Annotated in this window: 21 protein-coding genes and 1 other RNA gene; 10 read left to right on the top strand and 12 right to left on the bottom strand. The window is 62.6% G+C overall.

The features are described from left to right. Nucleotides 1-87: 87 nt before the first annotated feature. The 5 genes from HJ583_RS15635 to HJ583_RS15655 all read right to left on the bottom strand — a co-directional run bounded on the left by HJ583_RS15635 (nucleotide 88) and on the right by HJ583_RS15655 (nucleotide 3961). Nucleotides 88-777: a glutathione S-transferase family protein gene (locus HJ583_RS15635; RefSeq protein WP_170022796.1), complete on the bottom strand. Its 690-nt coding sequence runs from the start codon at nucleotides 775-777 to the stop codon at nucleotides 88-90. 68 nt (nucleotides 778-845) lie between these two features. Next, nucleotides 846-1210: a transfer-messenger RNA gene (gene ssrA / locus HJ583_RS15640) on the bottom strand. Nucleotides 1211-1290: 80 nt separating this feature from the next. After that, complete coding sequence (locus tag HJ583_RS15645; RefSeq protein WP_170022797.1) at nucleotides 1291-2055, bottom strand: hypothetical protein; 765 nt, start codon at nucleotides 2053-2055, stop codon at nucleotides 1291-1293. Beyond that, nucleotides 2052-2480 (bottom strand): DNA polymerase III subunit chi, encoded by a 429-nt coding sequence (locus HJ583_RS15650; protein WP_170022798.1) that lies wholly within the window; start codon nucleotides 2478-2480, stop codon nucleotides 2052-2054. Before HJ583_RS15650 ends, HJ583_RS15645 begins: the two co-directional genes overlap by 4 nt. Continuing rightward, the gene (locus tag HJ583_RS15655; RefSeq protein ID WP_170022799.1) at nucleotides 2477-3961 is read right to left on the bottom strand and encodes a leucyl aminopeptidase; all 1485 of its coding nucleotides are present in this window, start codon (nucleotides 3959-3961) and stop codon (nucleotides 2477-2479) included. Before HJ583_RS15655 ends, HJ583_RS15650 begins: the two co-directional genes overlap by 4 nt. A gap of 98 nt (nucleotides 3962-4059) precedes the next feature. Between HJ583_RS15655 and lptF the strand changes: the two genes are divergently transcribed. Beyond that, nucleotides 4060-5136, top strand: a complete 1077-nt coding sequence (gene lptF / locus HJ583_RS15660) for an LPS export ABC transporter permease LptF (RefSeq protein WP_170022800.1) — start codon at nucleotides 4060-4062, stop codon at nucleotides 5134-5136. Beyond that, a complete protein-coding gene (gene lptG / locus HJ583_RS15665; protein ID WP_170022801.1) occupies nucleotides 5133-6206 on the top strand; it encodes an LPS export ABC transporter permease LptG in 1074 nt (357 codons plus the stop codon). The genes lptF and lptG overlap by 4 nt, the downstream gene beginning before the upstream one ends. A 15-nt stretch (nucleotides 6207-6221) precedes the next feature. On the opposite strand, the gene HJ583_RS15670 is transcribed toward lptG, so the two are convergent. Genes HJ583_RS15670 through HJ583_RS15685 form a run of 4 tightly spaced genes read right to left on the bottom strand, consistent with a single transcriptional unit; the run spans nucleotide 6222 to nucleotide 8326 of the window. Next, nucleotides 6222-6683, bottom strand: coding sequence for an RDD family protein (locus tag HJ583_RS15670; RefSeq protein ID WP_101944392.1), 462 nt, complete (start codon nucleotides 6681-6683; stop codon nucleotides 6222-6224). 13 nt (nucleotides 6684-6696) lie between these two features. Further along, complete coding sequence (locus HJ583_RS15675; protein WP_170022802.1) at nucleotides 6697-7290, bottom strand: DUF3106 domain-containing protein; 594 nt, start codon at nucleotides 7288-7290, stop codon at nucleotides 6697-6699. Nucleotides 7291-7307: 17 nt separating this feature from the next. Next, entirely contained in the window at nucleotides 7308-7718 is a 411-nt protein-coding gene (locus HJ583_RS15680) for a DUF3619 family protein (protein ID WP_170022803.1), read from the bottom strand. After that, complete coding sequence (locus HJ583_RS15685) at nucleotides 7715-8326, bottom strand: RNA polymerase sigma factor (protein ID WP_170022804.1); 612 nt, start codon at nucleotides 8324-8326, stop codon at nucleotides 7715-7717. The genes HJ583_RS15680 and HJ583_RS15685 overlap by 4 nt, the downstream gene beginning before the upstream one ends. A gap of 56 nt (nucleotides 8327-8382) precedes the next feature. Between HJ583_RS15685 and ilvB the strand changes: the two genes are divergently transcribed. The 5 genes from ilvB to HJ583_RS15710 all read left to right on the top strand — a co-directional run bounded on the left by ilvB (nucleotide 8383) and on the right by HJ583_RS15710 (nucleotide 14179). Beyond that, the gene (gene ilvB / locus HJ583_RS15690) at nucleotides 8383-10089 is read left to right on the top strand and encodes a biosynthetic-type acetolactate synthase large subunit (protein ID WP_170022805.1); all 1707 of its coding nucleotides are present in this window, start codon (nucleotides 8383-8385) and stop codon (nucleotides 10087-10089) included. An 11-nt stretch (nucleotides 10090-10100) separates the two neighbouring features. Next, the gene (gene ilvN, locus HJ583_RS15695; RefSeq protein ID WP_101944397.1) at nucleotides 10101-10595 is read left to right on the top strand and encodes an acetolactate synthase small subunit; all 495 of its coding nucleotides are present in this window, start codon (nucleotides 10101-10103) and stop codon (nucleotides 10593-10595) included. Nucleotides 10596-10653: 58 nt separating this feature from the next. Further along, entirely contained in the window at nucleotides 10654-11682 is a 1029-nt protein-coding gene (ilvC, locus tag HJ583_RS15700) for a ketol-acid reductoisomerase (protein WP_158239289.1), read from the top strand. 132 nt (nucleotides 11683-11814) lie between these two features. Next, nucleotides 11815-12612 carry a CDP-diacylglycerol--serine O-phosphatidyltransferase gene (gene pssA / locus HJ583_RS15705; protein WP_170022806.1) on the top strand — a complete coding sequence of 266 codons (798 nt, stop codon included), beginning with the start codon at nucleotides 11815-11817 and terminating at the stop codon, nucleotides 12610-12612. A gap of 22 nt (nucleotides 12613-12634) precedes the next feature. After that, on the top strand, nucleotides 12635-14179 hold the full coding sequence (locus HJ583_RS15710) for a 2-isopropylmalate synthase (protein ID WP_170022807.1): 1545 nt from the start codon (nucleotides 12635-12637) through the stop codon (nucleotides 14177-14179). Between the two features lie 56 nt (nucleotides 14180-14235). On the opposite strand, the gene HJ583_RS15715 is transcribed toward HJ583_RS15710, so the two are convergent. After that, a complete protein-coding gene (locus HJ583_RS15715) occupies nucleotides 14236-14592 on the bottom strand; it encodes a DUF2069 domain-containing protein (protein ID WP_170022808.1) in 357 nt (118 codons plus the stop codon). A gap of 80 nt (nucleotides 14593-14672) precedes the next feature. Here HJ583_RS15715 and HJ583_RS15720 point away from each other — a divergent pair, with 80 nt between their 5' ends. Then, on the top strand, nucleotides 14673-15902 hold the full coding sequence (locus HJ583_RS15720) for a YihY family inner membrane protein (protein WP_170022809.1): 1230 nt from the start codon (nucleotides 14673-14675) through the stop codon (nucleotides 15900-15902). Here HJ583_RS15720 and HJ583_RS15725 read toward each other — a convergent pair. Beyond that, nucleotides 15899-17386: a hypothetical protein gene (locus tag HJ583_RS15725; RefSeq protein ID WP_170022810.1), complete on the bottom strand. Its 1488-nt coding sequence runs from the start codon at nucleotides 17384-17386 to the stop codon at nucleotides 15899-15901. The genes HJ583_RS15720 and HJ583_RS15725 overlap by 4 nt on opposite strands. Before the next feature lie 111 nt (nucleotides 17387-17497). On the opposite strand from HJ583_RS15725, the gene dnaB reads away from it, so the two are divergent. Together dnaB and HJ583_RS15735 are read left to right on the top strand one after the other, a co-directional pair. After that, a complete protein-coding gene (gene dnaB, locus HJ583_RS15730) occupies nucleotides 17498-18904 on the top strand; it encodes a replicative DNA helicase (protein ID WP_170022811.1) in 1407 nt (468 codons plus the stop codon). Between the two features lie 179 nt (nucleotides 18905-19083). Beyond that, entirely contained in the window at nucleotides 19084-19710 is a 627-nt protein-coding gene (locus HJ583_RS15735; RefSeq protein ID WP_170022812.1) for a response regulator, read from the top strand. Between the two features lie 72 nt (nucleotides 19711-19782). On the opposite strand, the gene atzF is transcribed toward HJ583_RS15735, so the two are convergent. Next, nucleotides 19783-21603 carry an allophanate hydrolase gene (gene atzF, locus HJ583_RS15740; protein ID WP_170022813.1) on the bottom strand — a complete coding sequence of 607 codons (1821 nt, stop codon included), beginning with the start codon at nucleotides 21601-21603 and terminating at the stop codon, nucleotides 19783-19785. Between the last annotated feature and the right edge of the window lie 168 nt (nucleotides 21604-21771).

Genomic DNA, 21771 nt, shown 5'->3' on the forward strand with positions numbered 1-21771 from the left:
GAAGCGCAGAGCCATTCATGCAGAAGCCGGCTGTGGTCTTTGCTTTCTGCGCTCCTGGCGAGCGGACTTCTTTCCGGATCTTCCGGTTCAGGCTTGCGGCAGCACCGGGCCGCCTTTCTCGATGGCTCGCTGGTAGGCCGGGCGGGCACGCACACGCTCTAGCCAGGCCTTGATGTGCGGCGCATGGCGGGCTGTCGTGCTGCGCGAGCTCAGGGCTTCGAGCGCAAAACACATCTGGAAGTCTGCGAGACTGATGGCTTGACCCGCGAACCAGGTGTGGCTGGCTAGGTGCTCATCAATAAAGGCGGTCGCACGCTCAAGGTTCGGTTCGATCAGTTTTTCAATCACCTTGTTGCATAGGCCACGCGCGATCGGGCGAACGAAGAAGGGCATGGGCTGGCGTGGGATGGTGGTGAACACCAGTTTCATGACCAGCCAGTTCATCAACGAGCCTTCGGCGTAATGCATCCAGAAGCGGCATTCCCGACCCGCTGCGCTACCGCGTTTTGGCTCTAGCCCGGCAAGTTCGGCCTTTGCCTGCACTCCATGGACTTCGGCCAGGTACTCGAGGATAGCCCCAGACTCGGCTATGACCAGGTCACCGTCCTGGATGACCGGCGATTTACCCAGTGGATGAATCTTGCGAAGTTCCGGCGGAGCGAGTCGAGTGGCCGGGTCGCGCGCATGAATGACGAGTTCGTAAGGCAATCCGAGCTCTTCCAGCAGCCACAGTATGCGTTGGGAGCGGGACATCTCAAGGTGATGGACTGTGATCATGAGGGTGGTTCCGGGCAGGAGGCAGACACAAAAAAGCCGGCATGCGCCGGCTTGTCTGCAATGCTTGATGGTGGAGGCGGGGGGAATCGAACCCCCGTCCGCAAGACTTCCACAACTGGATCTACATACTTAGCCGCTCTATTTTTGTTTAACCCTGCGCTTAGCCGACCGGCAGGCCGACGCAAGGCGAGTCACCTATGTTTTAGCTCCGCACCAAGTAACCCGATGCAGCACGAGTCCCTGTGAATGACGCTGCTGTAGGTTTTACCCCACCTGACCCAGAGACCAATCAGTGCAGCGGCTTAGGCCTTAAGCGGCCAGAGCGAATTGCTCGTCGTTGGCGAGTATAGATTTCCAGATGGATTTACGAGGTAACTGGGCCTCGGTATGCACCACATCGCTTCTTGACCCACGTCGAAGCCAGGTCGCCCCCGGTTCCGTAGCCGATGCCAACGCGCATCGGTAAAGCGGTTTCATTCTAGCGCGTTCGGCGCGCAGGGCAAAGCAAACTCGTTATTGCTCGGAATCGCCCCTCAGCGCACTTTCGAGCACTTTGGAGACTTGTTCGGAGAGCTCCGGCAGCAGGGTGGCGCGCATGTGCGCCGTGGTCTGCACGCGCAGGCGCTCGGAGAGACCCAGCAGTTCGCTGGCGATGATGGGGGGCAACTCCTTGGCGAGCCACTGGTTCAGGCTCTGCGAGATCTGCGCATCGAGCTCGATGAGGCGCTCGCTCATGGCTGCGGCAGCGCCTTGTACGGCCTCTTGCCGGGCGGCCTGCAGGGCCGGCCATTGATTGATCTCAGCCTCTTCGCGGCCCTGGCGGATGGCGGCCTGCACGGCATGCTGCTGCATCTGGCGCGCTTCGTGGAGGGTCTCGGCGCGCGCCTTGGCGACGGCCTCCTGAATGGCGTGTTGCTGTTCGACGCGCATTTCTTCGCGGACGCGTTCGACGGCTTCATCCACCGCGCGCTCGATGACCTCATCCGGTGGCAGCGGGCTCATGGGCTGGAACTGGCCGCTGGGTGTGTAGTCGTCGAGATCCAGATTCAGCGAAAAGGCTTCCTGCACGCGTGGCGGTACCGCAGGCGCGGTTTCGCTGACGGGTAGGGCTAGTGCGTCGGTGAGTTCAGGCAGCTCTTCCTCGACAACCTCGGTGAGCATAGGGAGTTCTTCTGCGTCCGGGCTTACGCCGCTGGTGCGGTTGCGGCGGATCAGGGCATCGGCCTTGCCGAGCAGGGCGCGATCAAGGGGGAGGTCATCGGCACTGGAGCTGTTCATGAATTTCCCTTGGACAGATCGAAGGCCTGCACCGGATGGGCCTGCTGTTTGTAGAAGCGCCAGCGCTCGCGAGCGGTGACGCGACTGGCTTCGTCGGTGCCGACGATCTCGACAAGCTGGGCGTAGCGGGTATAGCCCTCCGGCAGATCGTCGGCAAGGTTCAGCAGCAGATCGTCATGGACTAGTTCTTCTGCCCTCCGTGCGATGAGGACCGGGGTGCGGGCCGCGAGCGGGGAGCTGGCTGCTACGTGTGGAACGAAGGATAGCGGCTGCCGTGTCCACAGCAGGTTGTCGTAGCGCTGGGCGGTGCTGGCGTCCGGTGCGAAGACCACCACCTTGTGCCCGGCGCGTACGGCCTTGGTGGTGATGGCGCAGGCCGCCTCGAGGCGGTCCTGCGCATTGTGATAGAAGCGGACCTCGGTCACTGCCCGGCCCGTTGCAGCAGGAACTCGGCCAGCAGTGGCACCGGTCGGCCGGTCGCTCCCTTGTCCGCGCCGCTCTTCCAGGCGGTGCCGGCGATGTCGAGGTGCGCCCACTTGTAGGCCTTGGTGAAACGCGACAGGAAGCAGGCGGCTGTGATGCTGCCGGCCGGTCGCCCACCGATGTTGGCGATGTCGGCGAAGTTGCTCTTGAGTTGCTCCTGATATTCGTCGAAGAGCGGCAGTTGCCAGGCACGGTCTCCGGCATTTTGGCCGGCGGCAAGTAGTTCAGCGGCGAGCGCGTCGTCATTGGCCAAGAGGCCGGAGGTATGGTGGCCCAGGGCGATGATGCAGGCGCCGGTCAGGGTGGCGATATCCACCACGCAGGCAGGCTTGAACTGCTCGGCGTAGGTGAGTGCGTCGCACAGGATCAGGCGGCCTTCTGCGTCCGTGTTGAGGATCTCGATGGTCTGGCCAGACAGCGAGGTGACTACATCGCCCGGCTTGACGGCGGTGCCGCTGGGCAGGTTTTCGGTGGCCGGGATCAGGCCGACCAGGTTGATCGGCAGGCCCAGCTTGGCGACGGTGCGGAAGATCCCCAGCACGGAGGCGGCTCCGCACATGTCGAACTTCATTTCGTCCATGCCTTCGCCGGGCTTCAGTGAGATGCCGCCGGAGTCGAAGGTGACGCCCTTGCCGACCAGTACGACCGGAGCCTCCTTGGCCTTGCCGCCCTTGTATTCGAGCACGATGAAGCGCGGCTCTTCGCGCGTACCCTGCGCCACGGACAGGAAACTGCCCATGCCCAGCTCTTCAATGCCCTCGCGGTCGAAGACCTTGAGCTTGAGCTTGTATTCGCGGGCGAGGCTCTTGGCAGTGTCGGCTAGCGTGCTCGGGGTGCAGTAATTGGCGGGCAGGTTGCCCAGATCGCGGGCCAGGGCCTGACCCGCAGCAATCGCTGCGCCTTGTTCGACGGCGCGCTTGGCGGCCGCGTCGCTCTTGCCCTGCAGGATGAAATCAAGCTTGGCGGGGCCGGCAGGCTTGTCTTCTGCCTTGGCCTTGATGGCTTCAAAACGGTAGGCGGTGTCGGCCAGTAGGGTCGTAGCGCTACGCAGGCTGGCGGGCAATTCGAGACCGGCGGCAACCAGATCGGTGGCCGCAAAAGCCGCGGATTTGGCCTTGCTGGTTGAGAGCCACTTGCCGACGGCAAGCAACGCGTTGCGCAGGGTCTTGGCGTTCAGTTCGGCACGTTTGCCGAGGCTTACCACCAGTACGCGTTCGGCCGTGACGCCGGGCAGTGTGGGCAGGGCCAGCAGGCTGCCTGCCTTATCGTCCAGGTCGCGCAGGCAAAGCTTGCCGAGCAGGCCCTGGCTGGCGGCGTCCGTGGCGGCGAACTGTGGGCCGGCTTCGCCATCGCTGCTGCGGGCAAGGATCAGGCAGTCGGTTTTGAGTTTCTCGGGGCTTGCTGCTTTTATGCTAAATTCCATGGCCTTTTCCTGATGTAGCGGCGGCGTGCGCCAATTGTCCGGACGCCTGATTATCCCCGCTGCAGCTTGATGCCGTCAAAGCGAGTACTCATTCCATCATGATTTTCCGCCGCGCAGCGATGCGCGAATTTGCAAGTACGGCGGCAGCGATCTTTGTTGCGCTGTTCTTCATTCTGGTTACGGTGATCCTTGTACGCCTGCTGTCGCAGGCGGCGGGCGGTCGTCTGCCGGCCGATGCGGTGCTGGCGCTGATCGGTTTCTCGACCCTCAATCACCTGCCGGTCACACTGGCGCTGTCGGTGTTTGTGGCGGTGCTGTTGTCGCTCTCGCGCAGCTATCGCGATTCGGAAATGGTGGTGTGGTTTTCCTCCGGGCTCTCGTTGACCGCCTGGTTGCGGCCGGTGCTGGCCTTCGTTATGCCGATCGTGGCGGTGATCGCGGCGCTTTCGTTATTTCTGTCGCCGTGGGCGCAGGGCAAGGCGCTTGAGTATCGCAAGCGACTCGAGACGCGGGATGAAGTCTCGCGGGTGGCGCCCGGCGTGTTCCGTGAATCCGTTTCGGCGCAGCGAGTGTTCTTTGTGGAATCGGTGGATCGCGAGGCTGGCAAGGTTCGCAATGTGTTCATCAATTCGTCCAAGGATGGTCGCCAGGATCTGACGGTGGCGGCTGAAGGGCTGGTCGAGTCGGCCTCCAATGGCGATCGTTTTGTGGTGCTTTTCAACGGTCATCGTTACGAAGGCGAGCCTGGTTCGGCCGAGTACCGCGTGATGGCGTTTGAACGTTATGCGGTGCGGATCGAGCCGAAAGAAATCGGGGTGATCGAATTTACTCCGCGTACGCTGACCACGCTCAATCTTTTCCTGCTCCCCAGTAATGCCAACAAGGCCGAACTGGCCTGGCGTTTCGGGATTCCACTGGCGACCTTATTGCTGGCTTTGCTGGCGATTCCGCTGTCTTTCGTAAACCCGCGTGCCGGGCGGGCCAATAGCCTGATCTTTGCCGTGCTGGCGTTTGCAGTCTATTTCAACCTGCTCGGGGTCAGTCAGGCCTGGATTGCCAAGGGCAAGCTGGATGTTCTGGCCGGCATGGTCAGCGTGCATGGCGGCATGTTCCTGTTATTGGTGCTGCTGTTTGGCTGGCGGATGTTGCCTGACCTGAGGCGTTTCAAGCGATGAAGACTGCTCGCGGCTATTTGCGCCGGGAAATCATTTATTCCACCCTGCTGGTGCTGGGGGCCTTTCTGTGCCTGTTTGCGTTCTTCGATTTTCTGGCTGAGCTCGAGGATCTAGGCAAGGAGGGCTACCGCCTCAAGCACGCGGTGATCTTTGTGGCGCTGTCGATCCCGAGCCGGGCCTATGAGGTCATGCCGATCGCGGTGCTGATCGGCACGCTTTACGCGCTGACCCAGTTTGCCCGCAATTCTGAACTCACCGTCCTGCGTGCGGCCGGCGTGTCCACGCGGCAGTTGCTGATCGCCTTGATGCGCATCGGTCTGTTTTTCGTGGTACTGACCTTTGTGCTGGGTGAATACGTGGCACCGCCGCTCGAGCGGATTGGCCAGAAGTGGCGTTTGCGCACGACCAATGCCACTGTGCCGCAGGAGTTGCGCACAGGGATGTGGATGCGCGATGGTCGCTTGTTCGTGAACGTGCAGCGCGTCCTGCCAGATGCCTCGCTCGAGACGGTGAAGATCTACGAGTTCGATTCTGAGCATCGCCTGGCGACACTCAACGTTGCCAAGCGCGGGGTGTATTCCGTAGAGCAGGGTTGGTTGCTCAGTGAAGTGGTGCAGACCCGCTTTCATGGCGACCGTACCGAGCTCTTGAATATCCCCTCCTTGCGTTGGGCTTCTGAACTTACGCCGGAGTTGATCAGTGTCGTGATGGTGACGCCGGAGCGCATGGCCCTGGCTAGTCTGTATCAGTACAAGCGCCATCTGGAAGCCAACTCACAGCGTACTGGGCGCTATGCCGTGGCGTTCTGGAAAAAGCTGGTCTACCCGCTGGTGACGCTGGTAATGATGGTCTTGGCGCTCCCCTTCTGCCTGGGCAACCAGCGGTCGGTGAATGTGGGTGCGCGCGTACTGACTGGCGTGATGCTGGGGATCGGTTTCTATCTGCTCAATGCCCTGTTCTCGAATCTGGGTGTGCTGAATGCCTGGCCGGCCTTGATGAGCGCCGCGCTGCCCAGCCTGTTGTTCTTTCTGCTGGCAGTTGGCCTGATGTGGAAAGTTGACCGGCGCTGAGCGCGGGTTCAGTGCTCAGTCGGCGTCCTGGCGCAAGGCCGGGTTGAAAACGATGCGGGTGCCGGCCAGCCGGTCGTGCGGGAATTGGCGTTCGCGATCGACGAAAGCGGTCCAGATCAGGCCGACTCCGCTCAAAAGCAGCAGCATGGAAGGCCAGGCCAGTGCGTAGCGCAGCAGGCTGCGCCCCAGCGAGGGCGGTAAGCCGCTGTTTGCGTCCACCAGTTGCAGCTGCCAGGTCTGCATGGCCAGCGTCTGGCCGCGCCGGTGCCAGAGCCAGATGAAGTACGCCCCCAGCAAAGCCAGCAGATGCAGCCACTCAAGCCAGCCGGGCGGGGTGATGCCGAAAGCTACGCCCAGCGTGAGCAGGGGGGCCAGAAAGCCGAGGGCAAGCACGCCCAGCAGAAGCAGGGATTCATAAAGCATGGCGGCCAGGCGGCGGCGCAGGCTGGCGAGTTCTACTTGCGGGCGGTTGGGCATTGGCGTGTAGCGCTTATTCGCGCTCGATTTCTTCTTCCGGGGGCGGTGGCGGCACTTCGACCGGCACGACGACAGGCACTACTGCTGGCGCACTGGCGGTGGCCACGCGAACGCGGGTGGAAGGGTTTTTCAGGGTAAGCGCCTTGGGCGGACGCAATTCAGTGGTGCGCGATTGAGTCGGTGCCGAAGCATCAGGGAGCGGTGTCGGCGCGGGTGAGCGCGCCAATGCCGGACTCTGGGCGCGCAGGCGGGCCTTTTCTTCTTCGGGCAGCGCCTGGTACTCCTGCCATTTGCGCTCTAGTGCCCGGCGTTGTTCGGGCGCGTTGGCTTGCAGCTGACGGTACTGGATACGCGCGAGTTCGCGCTGCGCAGGGGTCAGGCCCAGCCATTCCCGCATCCGGTCCTGCATGCGTGCCTGTTCGACATCGCTCAGGGCGGCGAAGCGGCGTGCGATGCCCAGCCAGCTCTGGCGGCGCGAGTCTGGCAGTTTGTCCCACTCGCGGGCGAGCGGGGCCAGGGCCGTGCGTTGCTGGGCATTGAGCTGGCTCCAGCGCGGTTGGGCGCCGCCAGGCAGCAGGCCGCTGGTCTGCGCGTGAGCGCTGACCATTAGCCCGAGGATAAGGATTATTGTCGCGAGGAGTCGGCCAGCCACGACTGGAAGCCCCGGTCGAGATACGCGTCGATCGGCAGTTCATCGCTGAGCAGGGCAGAGTCGATGTCTTCCTGGCTCTCGATGTGTTGCAGTGACAGGGTCTGGTTGCCGGCCAGCAGCACCAGAACCAGGCCGAAGGCCATGGCCAGTGGGCGCAGACGCTCTTCGAGCCAGCTCCAGCCGGAGCGGCCAACGCTGGCCAGCGAGAGTTCGCCGGCTTGTGTCGGCAAGCCGGCCAGCGCAGCCTGGCGGGCAGCGAAGAGGCGTTCGGTCACCGGTACGTCCAGCTGAGCGGTGCCCGCATTGAGCTGATTGCGTACAAACAGGCCCAGCTCGCGTTCTGCGGCGAAGTCCAGGGAGTAGGGGGATTGTTGGGGGGTCATAGTTCAATTCCTTTCGCACGCAGCGCAGCCGCCAACGTGTGACTGGCCCGGGAGCAGTGCGTCTTTACGCTACCCTCGGAGCAGCCCATGGCGGCGGCTGTCTCGGCAATGTCCATTTCCTCCCAGTAACGCATGAGGAAGGCTTCGCGTTGACGCGCGGGCAGTTTGGATATTTCACTTTCTATGATGGACAGGGTTTGTGACTGTTCTAGGCGCCCTTGTGGTCCGGCAGGCAGCATGCCGGTGTCTGTGGTTTCGATGCTCTCCAGCGGATCTGGTTCCCCTTCCTCGCCGCTGCCGAAGGCAGAAAGCAGGCTGACCCACAGGTTGCGCACGCGGGAGCGGCGCATGTGGTCGCGGATGGCGTTCTGCAGAATGCGCTGAAACAGCAGGGGCAGCTCTTCCGCCGGGCGTGCCGCGTACTTCTCGGCGAGCTTGAGCATGGCTTCCTGCACCACATCCAGGGCGGCCTCCTCATCGCGCAGGGCGAACTGGGCCTGCCGGAAGGCGCGCCTTTCGACGCCGGCTAGGAAATCTGAGAGTTCGATGCGTGAAGCCAGAGTCTGACCTGTTGCCTGTGGGTGCGAACCGGCCGGCGCCTTGACCAATCCTGATGGCGCCGGTAAGGTAATGGGTTCTTTTGTTGGGGTGCGTGGGTGCGGGAATGGTCTTGACCGGTGCGGAAATTGTAGTGAGGTGCCTGCAGGAAGAAAAGGTCGAATACGTATTCGGCTATCCTGGCGGGGCTGTGCTTTTCCTGTACGACGAAATTTTCAAGCAGGACAAGTTCCGTCACGTACTGGTGCGCCATGAGCAGGCTGCTGTGCACGCGGCCGATGGTTACGCCCGTACCACACAGAACGTCGGTGTGGCGTTGGTGACCTCCGGCCCCGGCGCAACCAATGCCGTGACCGGCATTGCCACGGCCTACATGGACTCGATCCCGCTGGTGATCATCAGCGGCCAGGTGCCGACTGCCGCTATCGGCCTGGATGCCTTTCAGGAAGTCGATACCGTGGGCATCACGCGCCCCTGCGTGAAGCACAATTTCCTGGTGCGGGATGTGCGTGACATCGCCGTAACCCTCAAGAAGGCATTCCACATTGCCCGTAGCGGCCGGCCCGGGCCGGTGCTGGTCGATATCCCGAAGGATGTGACCGCCCAGCGCTGCGAATTCGCTTACCCCGAGCAGATCAGCATTCGCTCCTACAGCCCGACCCCACAGGCTGAGCCGGAACAGATCCGCAAGGCGCTGCAACTGCTGCTCGCTGCCAAGCGCCCGATGATCTACACCGGCGGCGGTGTGGTGCTGTCGAATGCCGCAGAGAAATTGACCCGGCTGGCACGTTTGCTGGGCTTCCCTGTGACCAACACCCTGATGGGGCTGGGCGGCTATCCCGCATCTGACAAACAGTTTGTCGGCATGCTGGGCATGCACGGGACTTATGAAGCCAACATGGGCATGCACTACTGCGACGTGCTGCTGGCCGTGGGGGCCCGTTTCGATGATCGCGTGATCGGCAATACCGCGCACTTTGCGCAGGAGCCGCGCAAGATCATTCATATCGACATCGATCCCTCGTCGATTTCCAAGCGCGTAAAGGTTGATGTACCCATCGTCGGAGACGTGGGTGATGTGCTGGATGCCATGATCGCCGGGCTGGAGTCCGGCGGGCGCCCGAATCCTGAGCTGACCAGTGCCTGGTGGCGCCAGGTGGATGAGTGGCGCAGCCGTAACAGCATGGTCTTCAAGAATTCCGACGAGATCATCAAACCTCAGTTCGTGGTTCAGAAACTGTGGGAAGTAACCGGCGGTGAGGCCTTCGTGGCCACGGACGTTGGTCAGCATCAGATGTGGGCGGCGCAGTATTACGGCTTTGATGAGCCGCGCCGCTGGGTGACTTCGGGCGGTCTTGGCACCATGGGGTTCGGTCTGCCTGCCGCCATGGGCGCGCAGCTGGCGCATCCGGATAAGCCGGTGGCCTGCATCACGGGCGAAGGCTCGATCCAGATGTGCATTCAGGAGCTTTCCACCTGCAAGCAGTATCGCCTGCCGATCAAGATCATTTCCCTGAACAACCGCTATCTGGGCATGGTGCGGCAGTGGCAGGAAATCTTCCACGGCAACCGCTACTCTGAGTCCTACATGGATTCGCTGCCTGATTTCGCTAAGCTCGCCGAGGCCTATGGCCATGTTGGCTTGCAGATCACCAAGCCAGGCGACGTGGAAGGCGCACTGCGCGAAGCCTTTGCGCGCAAGAACGATCTGGTGTTCATGGACTTCCAGATTGATCAGACTGAAAACGTCTACCCGATGATTCAGGGTGGCAAGGGTCTCAACGAGATGATCCTGTCGTCCGAAGACCTGTAAGAGGCCTGCAGATGCGTCACGTACTTTCCCTGCTGCTTGAGAACGAATCCGGAGCACTGTCGCGCGTTTCGGGCCTGTTCTCCTCACGTGGCTACAACATTGAATCCCTGACCGTGGCACCGACAGAGGATGCCTCCTTGTCGCGCATGACCATCGTGACCAGTGGTTCGGACGAAGTCATAGAGCAGATCACCAAGCAGCTCAACAAGCTGGTGGATGTGGTCAAGGTGATGGATGTCTCCGAGGCTGCTCATATCGAACGCGAGCTGATGCTCGTGAAGGTACATGCGGTGGGCGCTGCACGTGAAGAGATGAAGCGCATGTCGGAGATTTTCCGTGGCCGCATCATTGATGTGACCGAATCGAGCTACGTCATTGAGCTGACGGGCACGCAGGACAAGCTTGATTCTTTCCTCGGCGCGATCGACTCCGCGCTGATTCTCGAAACCGTTCGTTCCGGGGTGTGCGGTCTAGGCCGTGGCGACCGGGTTCTGAAAGTTCAGTGACAAGCGACATGTGGTACGTGGCTTGGCCACTTATCACGTATCACGTCTCACCCATCACATGGAGAAAACAATGAAGGTTTATTACGACAAGGACGCTGATCTCTCCCTCATCAAGGGCAAGCAGGTCGCCATCATCGGTTACGGCTCGCAAGGCCATGCCCACGCGCAGAACCTGCGTGACTCCGGCGTGAATGTGGTCGTTGGTCTGCGCAAGGGTGGTGCTTCGTGGTCCAAGGTTGAAGCCGCCGGCATCAAGGTTGCAGAAGTGAATGACGCGGTGAAGATGGCCGACGTGGTCATGATCCTGCTGCCGGACGAGAACATCCCCGAGGTGTACAAGAACAACGTCGAGCCGAATATCAAGCAAGGCGGCGTGCTGGCTTTTGCTCACGGCTTCAACGTGCATTACAACCAGGTCGTGCCGCGCGCGGATCTGGACGTGATCATGGTTGCTCCGAAGGGCCCGGGCCACACCGTGCGCTCCGAGTACCTGAAGGGTGGCGGCGTGCCGTCCCTGATCGCTGTGTATCAGGATCGTTCCGGCAAGGCCAAGGACATCGCTCTGTCCTACGCGGCAGCCAATGGCGGCACCAAGGGTGGCGTGATCGAGACCGATTTCCGCGAAGAAACTGAAACCGATCTGTTCGGCGAACAGGCTGTGCTCTGTGGCGGCGCTGTCGAGCTGGTGAAGATGGGCTTCGAAACCCTGACCGAAGCTGGCTATGCTCCGGAAATGGCTTACTTCGAGTGCCTGCACGAACTGAAGCTGATCGTTGATCTCATGTATGAAGGCGGCATCGCCAACATGAACTACTCGATCTCCAACAACGCCGAGTACGGCGAGTATGTGACTGGTCCGGAAGTCATCAACGAGCAGTCCCGCGAAGCCATGCGCAACGCTCTGAAGCGCATTCAGACCGGTGAGTACGCCAAGATGTTCATCCTCGAAGGCCGTACCAACTACCCGTCGATGACGGCTCGCCGTCGTCTGAACGCAGTGCACCCGATCGAAACCGTCGGCGGTCAGCTGCGCTCGATGATGCCGTGGATCTCCAAGAACAAGCTGGTTGATCAAAGCAAGAACTGATGTAGTTTTGCCTTGAGGGGGCAGAGGGAGTGGCTTTGGCCCCTGCCTCTGCCCCCTCGTTGTATTCTGCTGCAGTGAACCGGAGCACATGCAGATGGTCTGCAAGGCTGCCGATGGCAACAAGGGAACACCATGAGCGATCCGATCCAGATGGATGAAGACACGCCTGAGGCCGATGTGCGCAAGCGTTCGCGTGCGATCTACATCCTGCCTAATCTGTTTACCAGCGCGGCGCTGTTCGCTGGTTTCTATTCCATCGTGCAAGCCATGAATGACCGCTTTGAACTGGCGGCCGTGGCAATCTTCATCGCCATGGTGTTGGATGGGTTGGATGGCCGTGTGGCGCGCTTGACCAACACCCAGAGCCAGTTTGGTGCCGAATACGACTCGTTGTCTGACATGGTCGCCTTCGGTGCGGCGCCTGCGTTGGTGGCATACGAGTGGGCCATGAAGGATCTGGGCAAGTTTGGCTGGGTGGCCGCTTTCATTTACTGCGTGAGTGCCGCCCTGCGTCTGGCGCGTTTCAATACCAATATCGCGGTGGTCGATAAGCGTTACTTCCAGGGTTTGCCCAGTCCGGCGGCGGCTGCGCTGCTGACGGGTTTTATCTGGGTGGTCAATGACAATGGTATCGCCGGGACTGCTCATCTGGGCTGGATCCCCGTGCCTTGGCTGGCTGCAGGCTTCGCGATCTTTGCCGGTCTGTCGATGGTGACCAATGTGCTGTTCTGGAGCGGCAAAAGCATCAACTTGCGTCGTGCCGTCCCGTTCTCGGTAGCGCTGGTGTTCATTGGCGCGCTGCTTGCGGTGCATTCCGATCCGCCCAGCGTGCTTTTCGGCCTCTTCGTGTGCTACGGCCTGTCGGGCTATGTGATGAGTCTGTGGCGTCGCCTGCGCAAGGCCCGTGCTGCAGCCCCCCGAATCAAGTAACAAGTTTTCCGGAGAAATTGTAATGACGGATCGTCTGGTCATTTTCGACACCACCCTGCGTGACGGCGAACAGAGCCCGGGCGCAGCCATGACCCGTGATGAGAAGGTGCGCATTGCGCGCCAGCTCGAGAAGATGCGCGTGGACGTGATCGAGGCCGGTTTTGCTGCCGCCTCGAACGGTGATTTCGAATCTGTGCGTGCCGTGGCTGAGACCGTCAAGGATTCCACCGTGTGCTCGCTGGCACGTGCCAACGAGAAGGACATCGCGCGCGCTGGCGAAGCCATCAGGCCGGCTAATGCTGGGCGCATCCACACCTTCATCGCGACCAGTCCGATCCACATGGAGAAGAAGCTGCGCATGACGCCGGATCAGGTCGTCGAGCAGGCGGTGCGCGCTATCGGCTGGGCCCGTCAATTCACGGACGATGTGGAGTTCTCGGCCGAGGATGCCGGGCGCAGCGAGCTGGACTTTCTGTGCCGGGTATTCGATGAGGTCATCAAGGCTGGTGCGAAGACCATCAACGTGCCGGATACGGTCGGCTACAGCATGCCGGACCAGTACGCGGGTCTGATCCGCAGCCTGATCGAGCGTGTACCGAATGCGGACAAGGTGGTGTGGTCTGTGCACTGCCATAACGACCTCGGCCTCGCGGTGGCCAATTCGCTGGCCGCGGTGCGCGCCGGTGCGCGTCAGGTTGAATGTACGGTGAATGGCCTTGGCGAGCGTGCCGGCAATGCCGCGATGGAAGAGCTGGTAATGGCGATCCGCACGCGCAGCGATGTCTTTCCGGTCACAACTCGCATTGACACCACGCAGATCGTGCCGGCTTCCAAACTGGTGTCGCAGATCACGGGTTATCCGGTACAGCCGAACAAGGCCATCGTGGGGGCGAATGCCTTCGCGCATGAATCCGGCATTCACCAGGATGGCGTGCTCAAGCATCGCGAAACCTACGAGATCATGCGTGCCGAAGATGTGGGCTGGACCACCAACCGCCTCACCCTTGGCAAGCTCTCCGGCCGCAATGCCTTCCGAGCGCGGATGCAGGATCTGGGCGTCGTGTTTGAATCCGAAGAGCAGCTGAACGCAGCCTTTGCGCGTTTCAAAGAGCTGGCAGACAAGAAGCAGGAGATCTTCGACGAGGATCTGCAGGCGCTGATGTCCGACGAGGTCGTCACGCCCGAGCAGGAGCATTACAAATTGCTGTCCTTGCGGGTGTGCTCGGAGACCGGCGAAGTGCCGTCTGCGGGAATTACGCTGTCGGTAGGTGGGGCTGAACACAAGGCTGAGGCCAATGGTTCCGGGCCAGTCGATGGCGCCTTCAAGGCCATCGAATCGATCGCGCAGAGCGGCGCTGCGCTGCTGCTTTACTCGGTGAATGCGATCACCGGTGGCACCGATGCACAAGGCGAGGTCACGGTTCGCCTGACCAAGGGAGACCGGGTAGTGAATGGCCAGGGCGCGGATACCGACATCATCATCGCTTCAGCCAAGGCCTACATCAATGCGCTGAACCGGCTGGAGTCGAGTGGCCTACGCGTCGATCCGCAAGGCGAGGGTGTTTGATCAGGCGCTGGCAGGCGTCACAAAGGCGTGCTGCGGCACGCCTTTTTCGTTCACTGTCATGCCTTCTGGCGTGAAGGGGCGGATTGGCGGGCGAAGAGTGCGCACAGGCAGAAAATGGTCAGCGCCAGTAGGGCTTCGCAGCCACCCAGCACTGCGCCGATGCCCTTGACGGTGCTGGCGCTCACCACGCCGAAGGTGAAATAGATCCAGATGGCCAGGCTCATCCACTGGAAGGTGTAGCGCCGGCCCTTCAGGAAACCGGGCAGGGCGGCTAAGAGTGGAAGCACTTTCAACACCAGCCAGGAGCCGCCAGGACGTAGCGGCGCCAGCCACAGTTCGGCGGCCAGGCACAGAGCGATCAGGGCCAGCAGGCAGACAGTGGCAGCAGTGCGGGTGACGGACAGGCTGGGCATTGGGGCGGACGGCGTTGGGCGTGGCCGTCTGAGTCGTTAGAATGCCCGCATTATACGGTTCTGATGTTGCCCCCCGCCCCATGAAAGCACGATTCGCAGACCATCCCCTGTTCCAGTTTGTCCGGCTTGTACAGTACAAGTTCGGTGAAGTGCGGGTGATGCAGACCGCAGGTGCGCTGACCTACACGACCCTGCTGTCGCTGGTGCCGATGCTCACCGTAGTGCTTCTCGTGATGCGCCAGTTCTCGCCCTTCATGAAGCTCGGCGAGGGGATGCGCGGCTTCCTGTTGCAGAACCTGCTGCCGGAAAAGGCCGGCAAGGTGGTGGCGACCTATGCCCTGCAGTTCTCCGAGAAGGCCTCCAGCCTGACCATTGTCGGCACCGTCTTTCTGGTGGTCACCGCGATCATGCTGTTTGCGACCATCGACCGCACCATCAGCAGCATCTGGCTGATCCGCCGTCCGCGCCCCTGGTATGTGCGCATCCCGATCTACTGGTTGGCGCTGACGCTTGGGCCGGTGATCTTTGCGGTGGGCGTGGCGGCAACGGGGGATCTGATGCATGCCTCGCTCGGGATGATGGACAACCCCGCCGGCTGGCTGCGCAAGTTTGCCGACCGGGCCGCCACCGCCTTGCTGCTGTCGGCACTCTTTGTATTTCTTTTCCACGTCGTGCCGAATCGGCGCCTGAAGTTCTGGCATGGCCTCGCCGGCGGGCTGGTGGCAGGTGTCGGGGTAGTGCTGGTGCAGCGCCTGTTCGGTTTCTACCTGGCCAAATTGCCCAATTTCACCCTGATTTACGGCACCTTCTCGGTACTGCCGATCTTCCTGATCTGGGTCTATCTGAGCTGGCTGGTCATCCTGTTGGGAGCCACCGTGGCTGCGGTGCTGCCCGCTTTCGGCATGCGTAGCCGCCTCTTGCCCCTGAGTCCGGCCGGTCGTGTAGTGTCGGTGATGCGCCTGGCCCAAGCCTTGGTGGCGGCGCAGGACATCGGCCAGGCTGCCGAAGTTGACCAGCTTGCCGCGGCCTGTCGCATGACGCCTGGGCAGACCGAGCAGATGCTGGAGGACATGCGTATGGCTGGATGGGCGGTGCGCACCGAAGACGGCGCGTGGATGCTGTGCGTGGCCGGCGAGGCCTTGCAACTGGGGGAGCTGATTGCCTGCCTGGTGATCGGCGTGCAGCGCAGCGAGGTGCTCGATGCGCGCTTCTCGGCGGCTGACCGGGCCTTGCTGGACTGCAGCCTGGGCGAGCTGCGCACAACCCTGGCGCGGCCGGTGGGGCGACTTTCTGCCCCGGATGCGGGTTAGATCGGGTAGGGGTCAACCTCGAACTGAAACAGCTCCACATTCGAGGTCTGCAAGTCCAGACTCAGCAGGCGGCATTGCGCCACATAAAGCCGGTCGATGTCGGAGACCAGTGAGAAGCGGCGCGAGATATAGGTGCCGGCCGGTGCCAGCACAGCCTGATGCTGGCGCAGGGCGGGCAAAACGGGCAGGACGAGTGCGCGAACCATGCCAGCCTCACGTTCGCTGCCCTTGAAACCGACCTGGATCGGAATCGCGCCGCGCGACAGCATCTGCAGGCCGATCTCGATCTGATTGACCGCATCGCTGCGGATCCAGCGCACCACGCACAGGCTCCAGATGTCGCTGACATCGCGCCGCAAGGCAATCGCCATGCCGGCCAGCAAACCGCTGCTGCGGCCCTGCAGGGTCATGATGGCATAGCCGCCGGGGCTTTCGTTGACGACGCCCCATTCGCTGACCAGCGCCGGATCATCACCATGACGCAGTACTGTCCAGATAGCAGTCAGACCCACGCAGGCCTGTACCGTGTATTCCTGCCGCCGGCGCGGCTGTTCGCGGCGTGGCGGCGTGGCCCAGCGGCTGCGCAGCCGTTCCAGCAGGGTGGCCGGATGTACATCCGGAAAGTCCGGATGCAGATCCAGATCACCGCCTGTGCGACCGCTCTCGTGGCGGGCCAGCTGTTCGCCGGCGCGGCGCGCCAGGCCGGTGGTTGAGAAATACAGCAGGCTGCGGCCTTCCGGCGCATCGCGCCGTACACAAGCCTGGGGCTCTGCGCTGCCATAGGGGTCCAGCCAGTACCAGGCGCCATCCAGCGCTGGTGGGCGAATTTCCTGCACATGCACCTGACCGCTGATACGGGCGAGGTATTCGGCGGCCCAGTCCAGCTCGGCCGGGGACAGGCTCTGCGGCTCCAGCGAGGCCATCGCGAGCAGGCGCTTGTAGGCGTAGAGCGCCGTTTCGACCGGGCTGGCGGCCTGCTCCAGCGCACCGGCTTCGCTGCGCGACATGGCGTAGAGGCGCCAGGCAATCCGCCAGGCCTCCGGCTCAGGATCGAGCCCGGCCTGGCCCAGGGTGAGGTAGTTTTCGCCGAGCAGGCGCAAGGCGCGTGCTGACGCGGTTTCGTTCAGACGCTTCTGCGGCGTGCCGGCACGGGCATCGGCATCGGTCAGGACACGTTCGAAGCCCTGGGCGACGCGCTTGAGGACCTCGGCGATCTGGCGCGCCCTGTTGAGCAAGGCGGCCGGCAGGGGCAGGGCTTCGCGGCGCAGGGCCTGACGGTGTTCCAGGCACAGGCGCAGCGCGCGGCCGTAGAAGAGTTCGATGCAGTGATGGAACTGCTGGCTGCTGATGGTCGGGCTGTGCAGGGCGTCGAGCTGCTGACCGAGTGCCAGGGCCTCGGCGGCAAGGTCGGCCGCAGGCTGGCCACTGAGCCAGTCTAGGATCGGGCCGGTCGGGTCGGCGGAGAGGTCAGGGTCGATGGACATGCCATGCACGGCGAGGAACAGGAAGGCCAATTCTAGCCCGGATATCTCTCGTGGAAGAGGGGGGCCTCCGGCTTCTGGATTAAACTTGCCACTTTTGCCGCGCAGAACCCCATGGCCCGTAATCGTGAGGGTGACTATTCCAGTCCGCCCGTGTTCGACTCCCAGCTCAATGCTCTGAAGCTACCGCCGCACTCTGTCGAGGCAGAGCAATCCCTGGTGGGCGGCCTTCTGCTGGATAACTCGGCCTGGGACCGGGTTGCGGATCTGGTCAGCGAGGTCGATTTCTATCGCGACGAACACCGCCGCATCTTCCACCACATTGCCAAGCTGATCGAGCAGGGCAAGCCGGCCGACGTGGTGACCGTGTTCGAGTCGCTCGACAAATCGGGCGATGCGCAGCATGTGGGGGGGCTTGCCTATCTGGGCGAGGTGGCCAACAACACGCCGTCGGCTTCGAACGTGCGTCGTTACGCCGAGATCGTGCGCGAGCGGGCGATCCTGCGCAAACTGGTCACGGTGGGTGACGAGATCGCCTCTGGCGCGCTGGCCCCGGCCGGGCGCGACGCCAACCTGATCCTCGACGAGGCGGAATCCAAGATTCTGTCGATTCGTGACGAAGGCGCACGCCAGAACACCGGCTTTGTGCCGATCCAGCCGGTGTTGGGACAAGTGGTGGAGCGTATCCAGGAACTCTACGACCGCGATAACCCCGCGTCGGTGACCGGCGTGCCGACCGGCCTGGCCGATCTCGACAAGATGACCTCTGGCTTGCATGGCACCGACATGATCATTGTCGCCGGCCGTCCGGGTATGGGAAAGACCTCGTTCGCACTGAATATCGCCGAATCGGTGGCGCTGGATGCCCAGTTGCCGGTGGCGATCTTCTCGATGGAAATGCCGGCCACCCAACTGGTGATGCGCTTCATCTCCTCGGTGGGGCGGCTGGATCAGCACCGCTTGCGCACCGGCAAACTCAATGATGACGAATGGCAGCGCCTGTCCTACTCGTTGGGCAAACTGCACGAAGCCCCGATCTTCATTGACGAGACGGCCGGCCTCAATCCGATCGACTTGCGCGCGCGCGCGCGCCGCCTGCATCGTCAGTGTGGGGGCAAACTGGGTCTGATCGTCATCGACTATCTGCAGCTGATGTCCTCCCACAAGCAGAGCGACAACCGCACGGCCGAGATTTCGGAAATCTCGCGTTCGGTAAAGTCACTGGCCAAGGAACTCAACGTGCCGATCATGGCGCTCTCACAGCTCAACCGCAGCCTTGAGCAACGCGCCGACAAGCGCCCGATGGCTTCCGATTTGCGTGAGTCCGGCGCACTTGAGCAGGATGCGGACATCATCATGTTCGTGTACCGCGACGAGATCTATAACCCGGATACTCAGGACAAGGGCAAGGCCGAGCTGATCATCGCCAAGCATCGTAACGGCCCGACCGGCATGGTGCCGATGACCTTCATCGGCGAGTACACCCGTTTCGAGAATTACGTGCAGGGCGCCGGGTACTGACTTCATGCCGCCGGCTTGTTCAGGCATTTCCTCCGATTATCAGACTTTTACCTTCCGGAGCTTGCCGCACGGCGCTTTTTGCTGCGACGGTTTGTTGCAGTACGTTACAATCCGGCGGTTTTACCGAGGCCGAAATATGACGGCCCGGCTTACCCAGTCTTGATATCAGGGGTTCATGCATGTCTGACGCCGTACAGCCCGGTGGCAAACCGGATCGCGAATTCTGCAGCACCAGTGATGCGGCCCAGATGCTGGGCGTGTCGCTGGGCACGGTGCAGCAGATGGTGGAAAACGGCCTTCTCGATGCGTGGAAAACGGCCGGTGGCCATCGGCGTATTCGCGTGACCTCGGTTGAAGCCTTCCTGCGCAAGCGTCAGGCCGGTCCGGTGACGACTCCGACACCGTCGACCGAGTTGCGCGTGCTGATCGCCGAGGATGACCGCCTGATGCAGGCGCTCTACGAGAAAACAGTGGCGACCTGGGACATGCCGATCAAGGTCAAGATCGTGGCTTCGGGCTTCGAGGGCCTGATGGAAATCGGCCGCAACCCGCCGGATCTGCTGGTGGCCGATCTGGTTATGCCGGATCTGGATGGCTTTGCGATGATCCGCAAGCTGCGTGACGATCCGCAACTGGCGGGTATGGACATCATCGTGGTGACCGGTCTGACCGCCGAGGACATCGAAGAGCAGGGCGGCCTCCCTGAAGATGTGCTGATTTATGGCAAGCCGATACCCTTCCGCGAGCTCAAGGGTTACATCCAGGCGCGCCTGATGCAGATGCAGCGCCGGGCTGCGCGCCCCTGAGCCTTCCCGGAAGCAGAGATCGAACGGCAGCCTTGGCTGCCGTTTTTGTTTTCGCTGGCCCGCTCTTTGTGCTCAGACCGCGCTGCGGTGGGCGATGTAGGCGCGCCAGCCGCCAAACGGGCTGATGTCTTCAGCCTCCGTGAGGGCCGTGTGTTCGCACAGGAAACCCTTGAGCGTTTCGCCGTTGTCCAGGATCAGGCTGCCGATGCCCAGCGGGGCCGGGATGCGGGCGACGAAATCACCAAAGGCGGCCGGGGTGAGCTCCCAGACCTCGACGACGATGGCTACGCCACCTGAGCTGACCGCTTGCAGGCCGGGCTTGGGCGGCACGCTGCCGGGCAGAGCGTAGAGCCGGTAGGCTGGCGCGGTGTGACAGGCCCGTACGAAGCGGGCGGCGCGCTCGGTCAGTTCGTGATTCAGCGGCATGCCTGAGAGGTGGGCGCCGATCACCGCCAGGCGTATCCATGGGGCCTCCGGGGTGGCCGGCCATTCCATTCGTGCGCCAGGCGGCGGCAGCGCGTGGCGGGTGTGGCCGACGCGACAGTCGCTGCTGCGGTGCAGGGTGTCGGCGAGGCGTGCAAGCGCGGCGTCATGCCAGGCCGGTGCCAGCAGGGTGACTCCGGCGGGCAGGCCGTCCGGGCGCAGTGGCCCGGGCACTGCCACGGCGCATAAATCCAGCAGGTTCGTGAAGTTGGTGTAGTGCCCGAGCTGGCTGTTGAGGCGCACCGGATCGGCCTGGACGGCGGCAATCCGGTGCTGGGTTGGCGCGCTTGGCAGGGCCAAGAGGTCCAGGCTCCTCCATACGGGGGCGATCTGCTGGCGCAAGGCCTGCAGGCGGGTCTGCGCCTGCATGGCCTGTGCGGCGTCGAACTCGAGACCGCGCGCAATGACTGTGAGGACGGTCGGGTCCAGCGATTCGGGCCGGTTCTGTAGCAGGCCCTTCGTGGCTTCGAGGCGTTCGGCCACCCAGGGGCCATCGTAGAGCAGCGCCGCCGTTGCAGCGAAAGGTGCGAAATCAAACTCGACCAGCTCGCCCAGCGTGGCGAGTTTTTCCAGCATGTCGGCGTAATGCGCCGCGGCTTGCGCGTCGCCAAAGAATTCGCGCTCCTCGGCGCGCAGCACGCCGATCCGGGGCCGGGCCGGCAAACCGGCCGCTTGCGCATGGCGTGACCATGGATCGGCAGGGTCTGCCCCGCCGGCGACACAGAGCACCTGCCAGGCTTCACCGGCGCTGATGGCGAATACCGACACGCAATCGAGTGAGCGGCAAGCAGGTACTACACCGGTGGTAGGGAGCCAGCCGCGCGTGGGTTTGGCGCCGACGATGTTGTTGAAGGCGGCCGGCACACGCCCGGAGCCTGCCGTGTCGGTCCCCAGTGCGAAGCTCACGCAGCCTTCCGAGACGACCACGGCCGAGCCGGAGCTGGAGCCGCCGGATATATGTTCGGCACTGAAGGTGGAGCTAGGGGTGCCGTAGGGCGAGCGGGTGCCGACCAGGCCCGTGGCGAACTGGTCGAGGTTGGTCTTGCCGATGAGGATCGCGCCGGCATCGAGCAGGCGCTGCACCACTGTGGCATGAGCTTCGGCGATATAGCTGAAGGCCGGGCAGGCGGCAGTGGTGGGTAGGCCGGCGACATCGATGTTGTCCTTCACGGCAAACGGGATGCCGTAGAGCGGGCGCTGCGGGCCAGGGCCAAGTGCCTCCAGCTCCTGCGCGCGTTGCTGCAAGGCGGGCGCATCCAGGCGATAGATCCAGGCTGCCGGATTCGAGGCGGCCAGCAAGGGCTGCAATGCGTTGAGCAACTGTAGTGGCGTGAGTGCGCCACTCGCATAGTCCCTTTGCAGGGCGGTGATGGAGAGATCGCGGCCAGAAGAGAGCGTCGAGTCGGTCATGGGGGCGTCCAGATAGGCAGGGGAGTGCTTGTATACAAGTAAGTGTGCAATCGGCGTGCCAACTTGGCCGGGTGCTCACGGCTTCATTCAAGGGTTTGATTTTTATCGACTTGTTGGGCGCTCTTGAGCTCCGGGGGCTGTCGCCGGAGCAGGGCTGCGCACCGCTGC

The sequence above is a fragment of the Uliginosibacterium aquaticum genome, from assembly GCF_012972705.2.
In the GTDB taxonomy this organism is placed as follows: Bacteria; Pseudomonadota; Gammaproteobacteria; order Burkholderiales; family Rhodocyclaceae; genus Uliginosibacterium; species Uliginosibacterium aquaticum.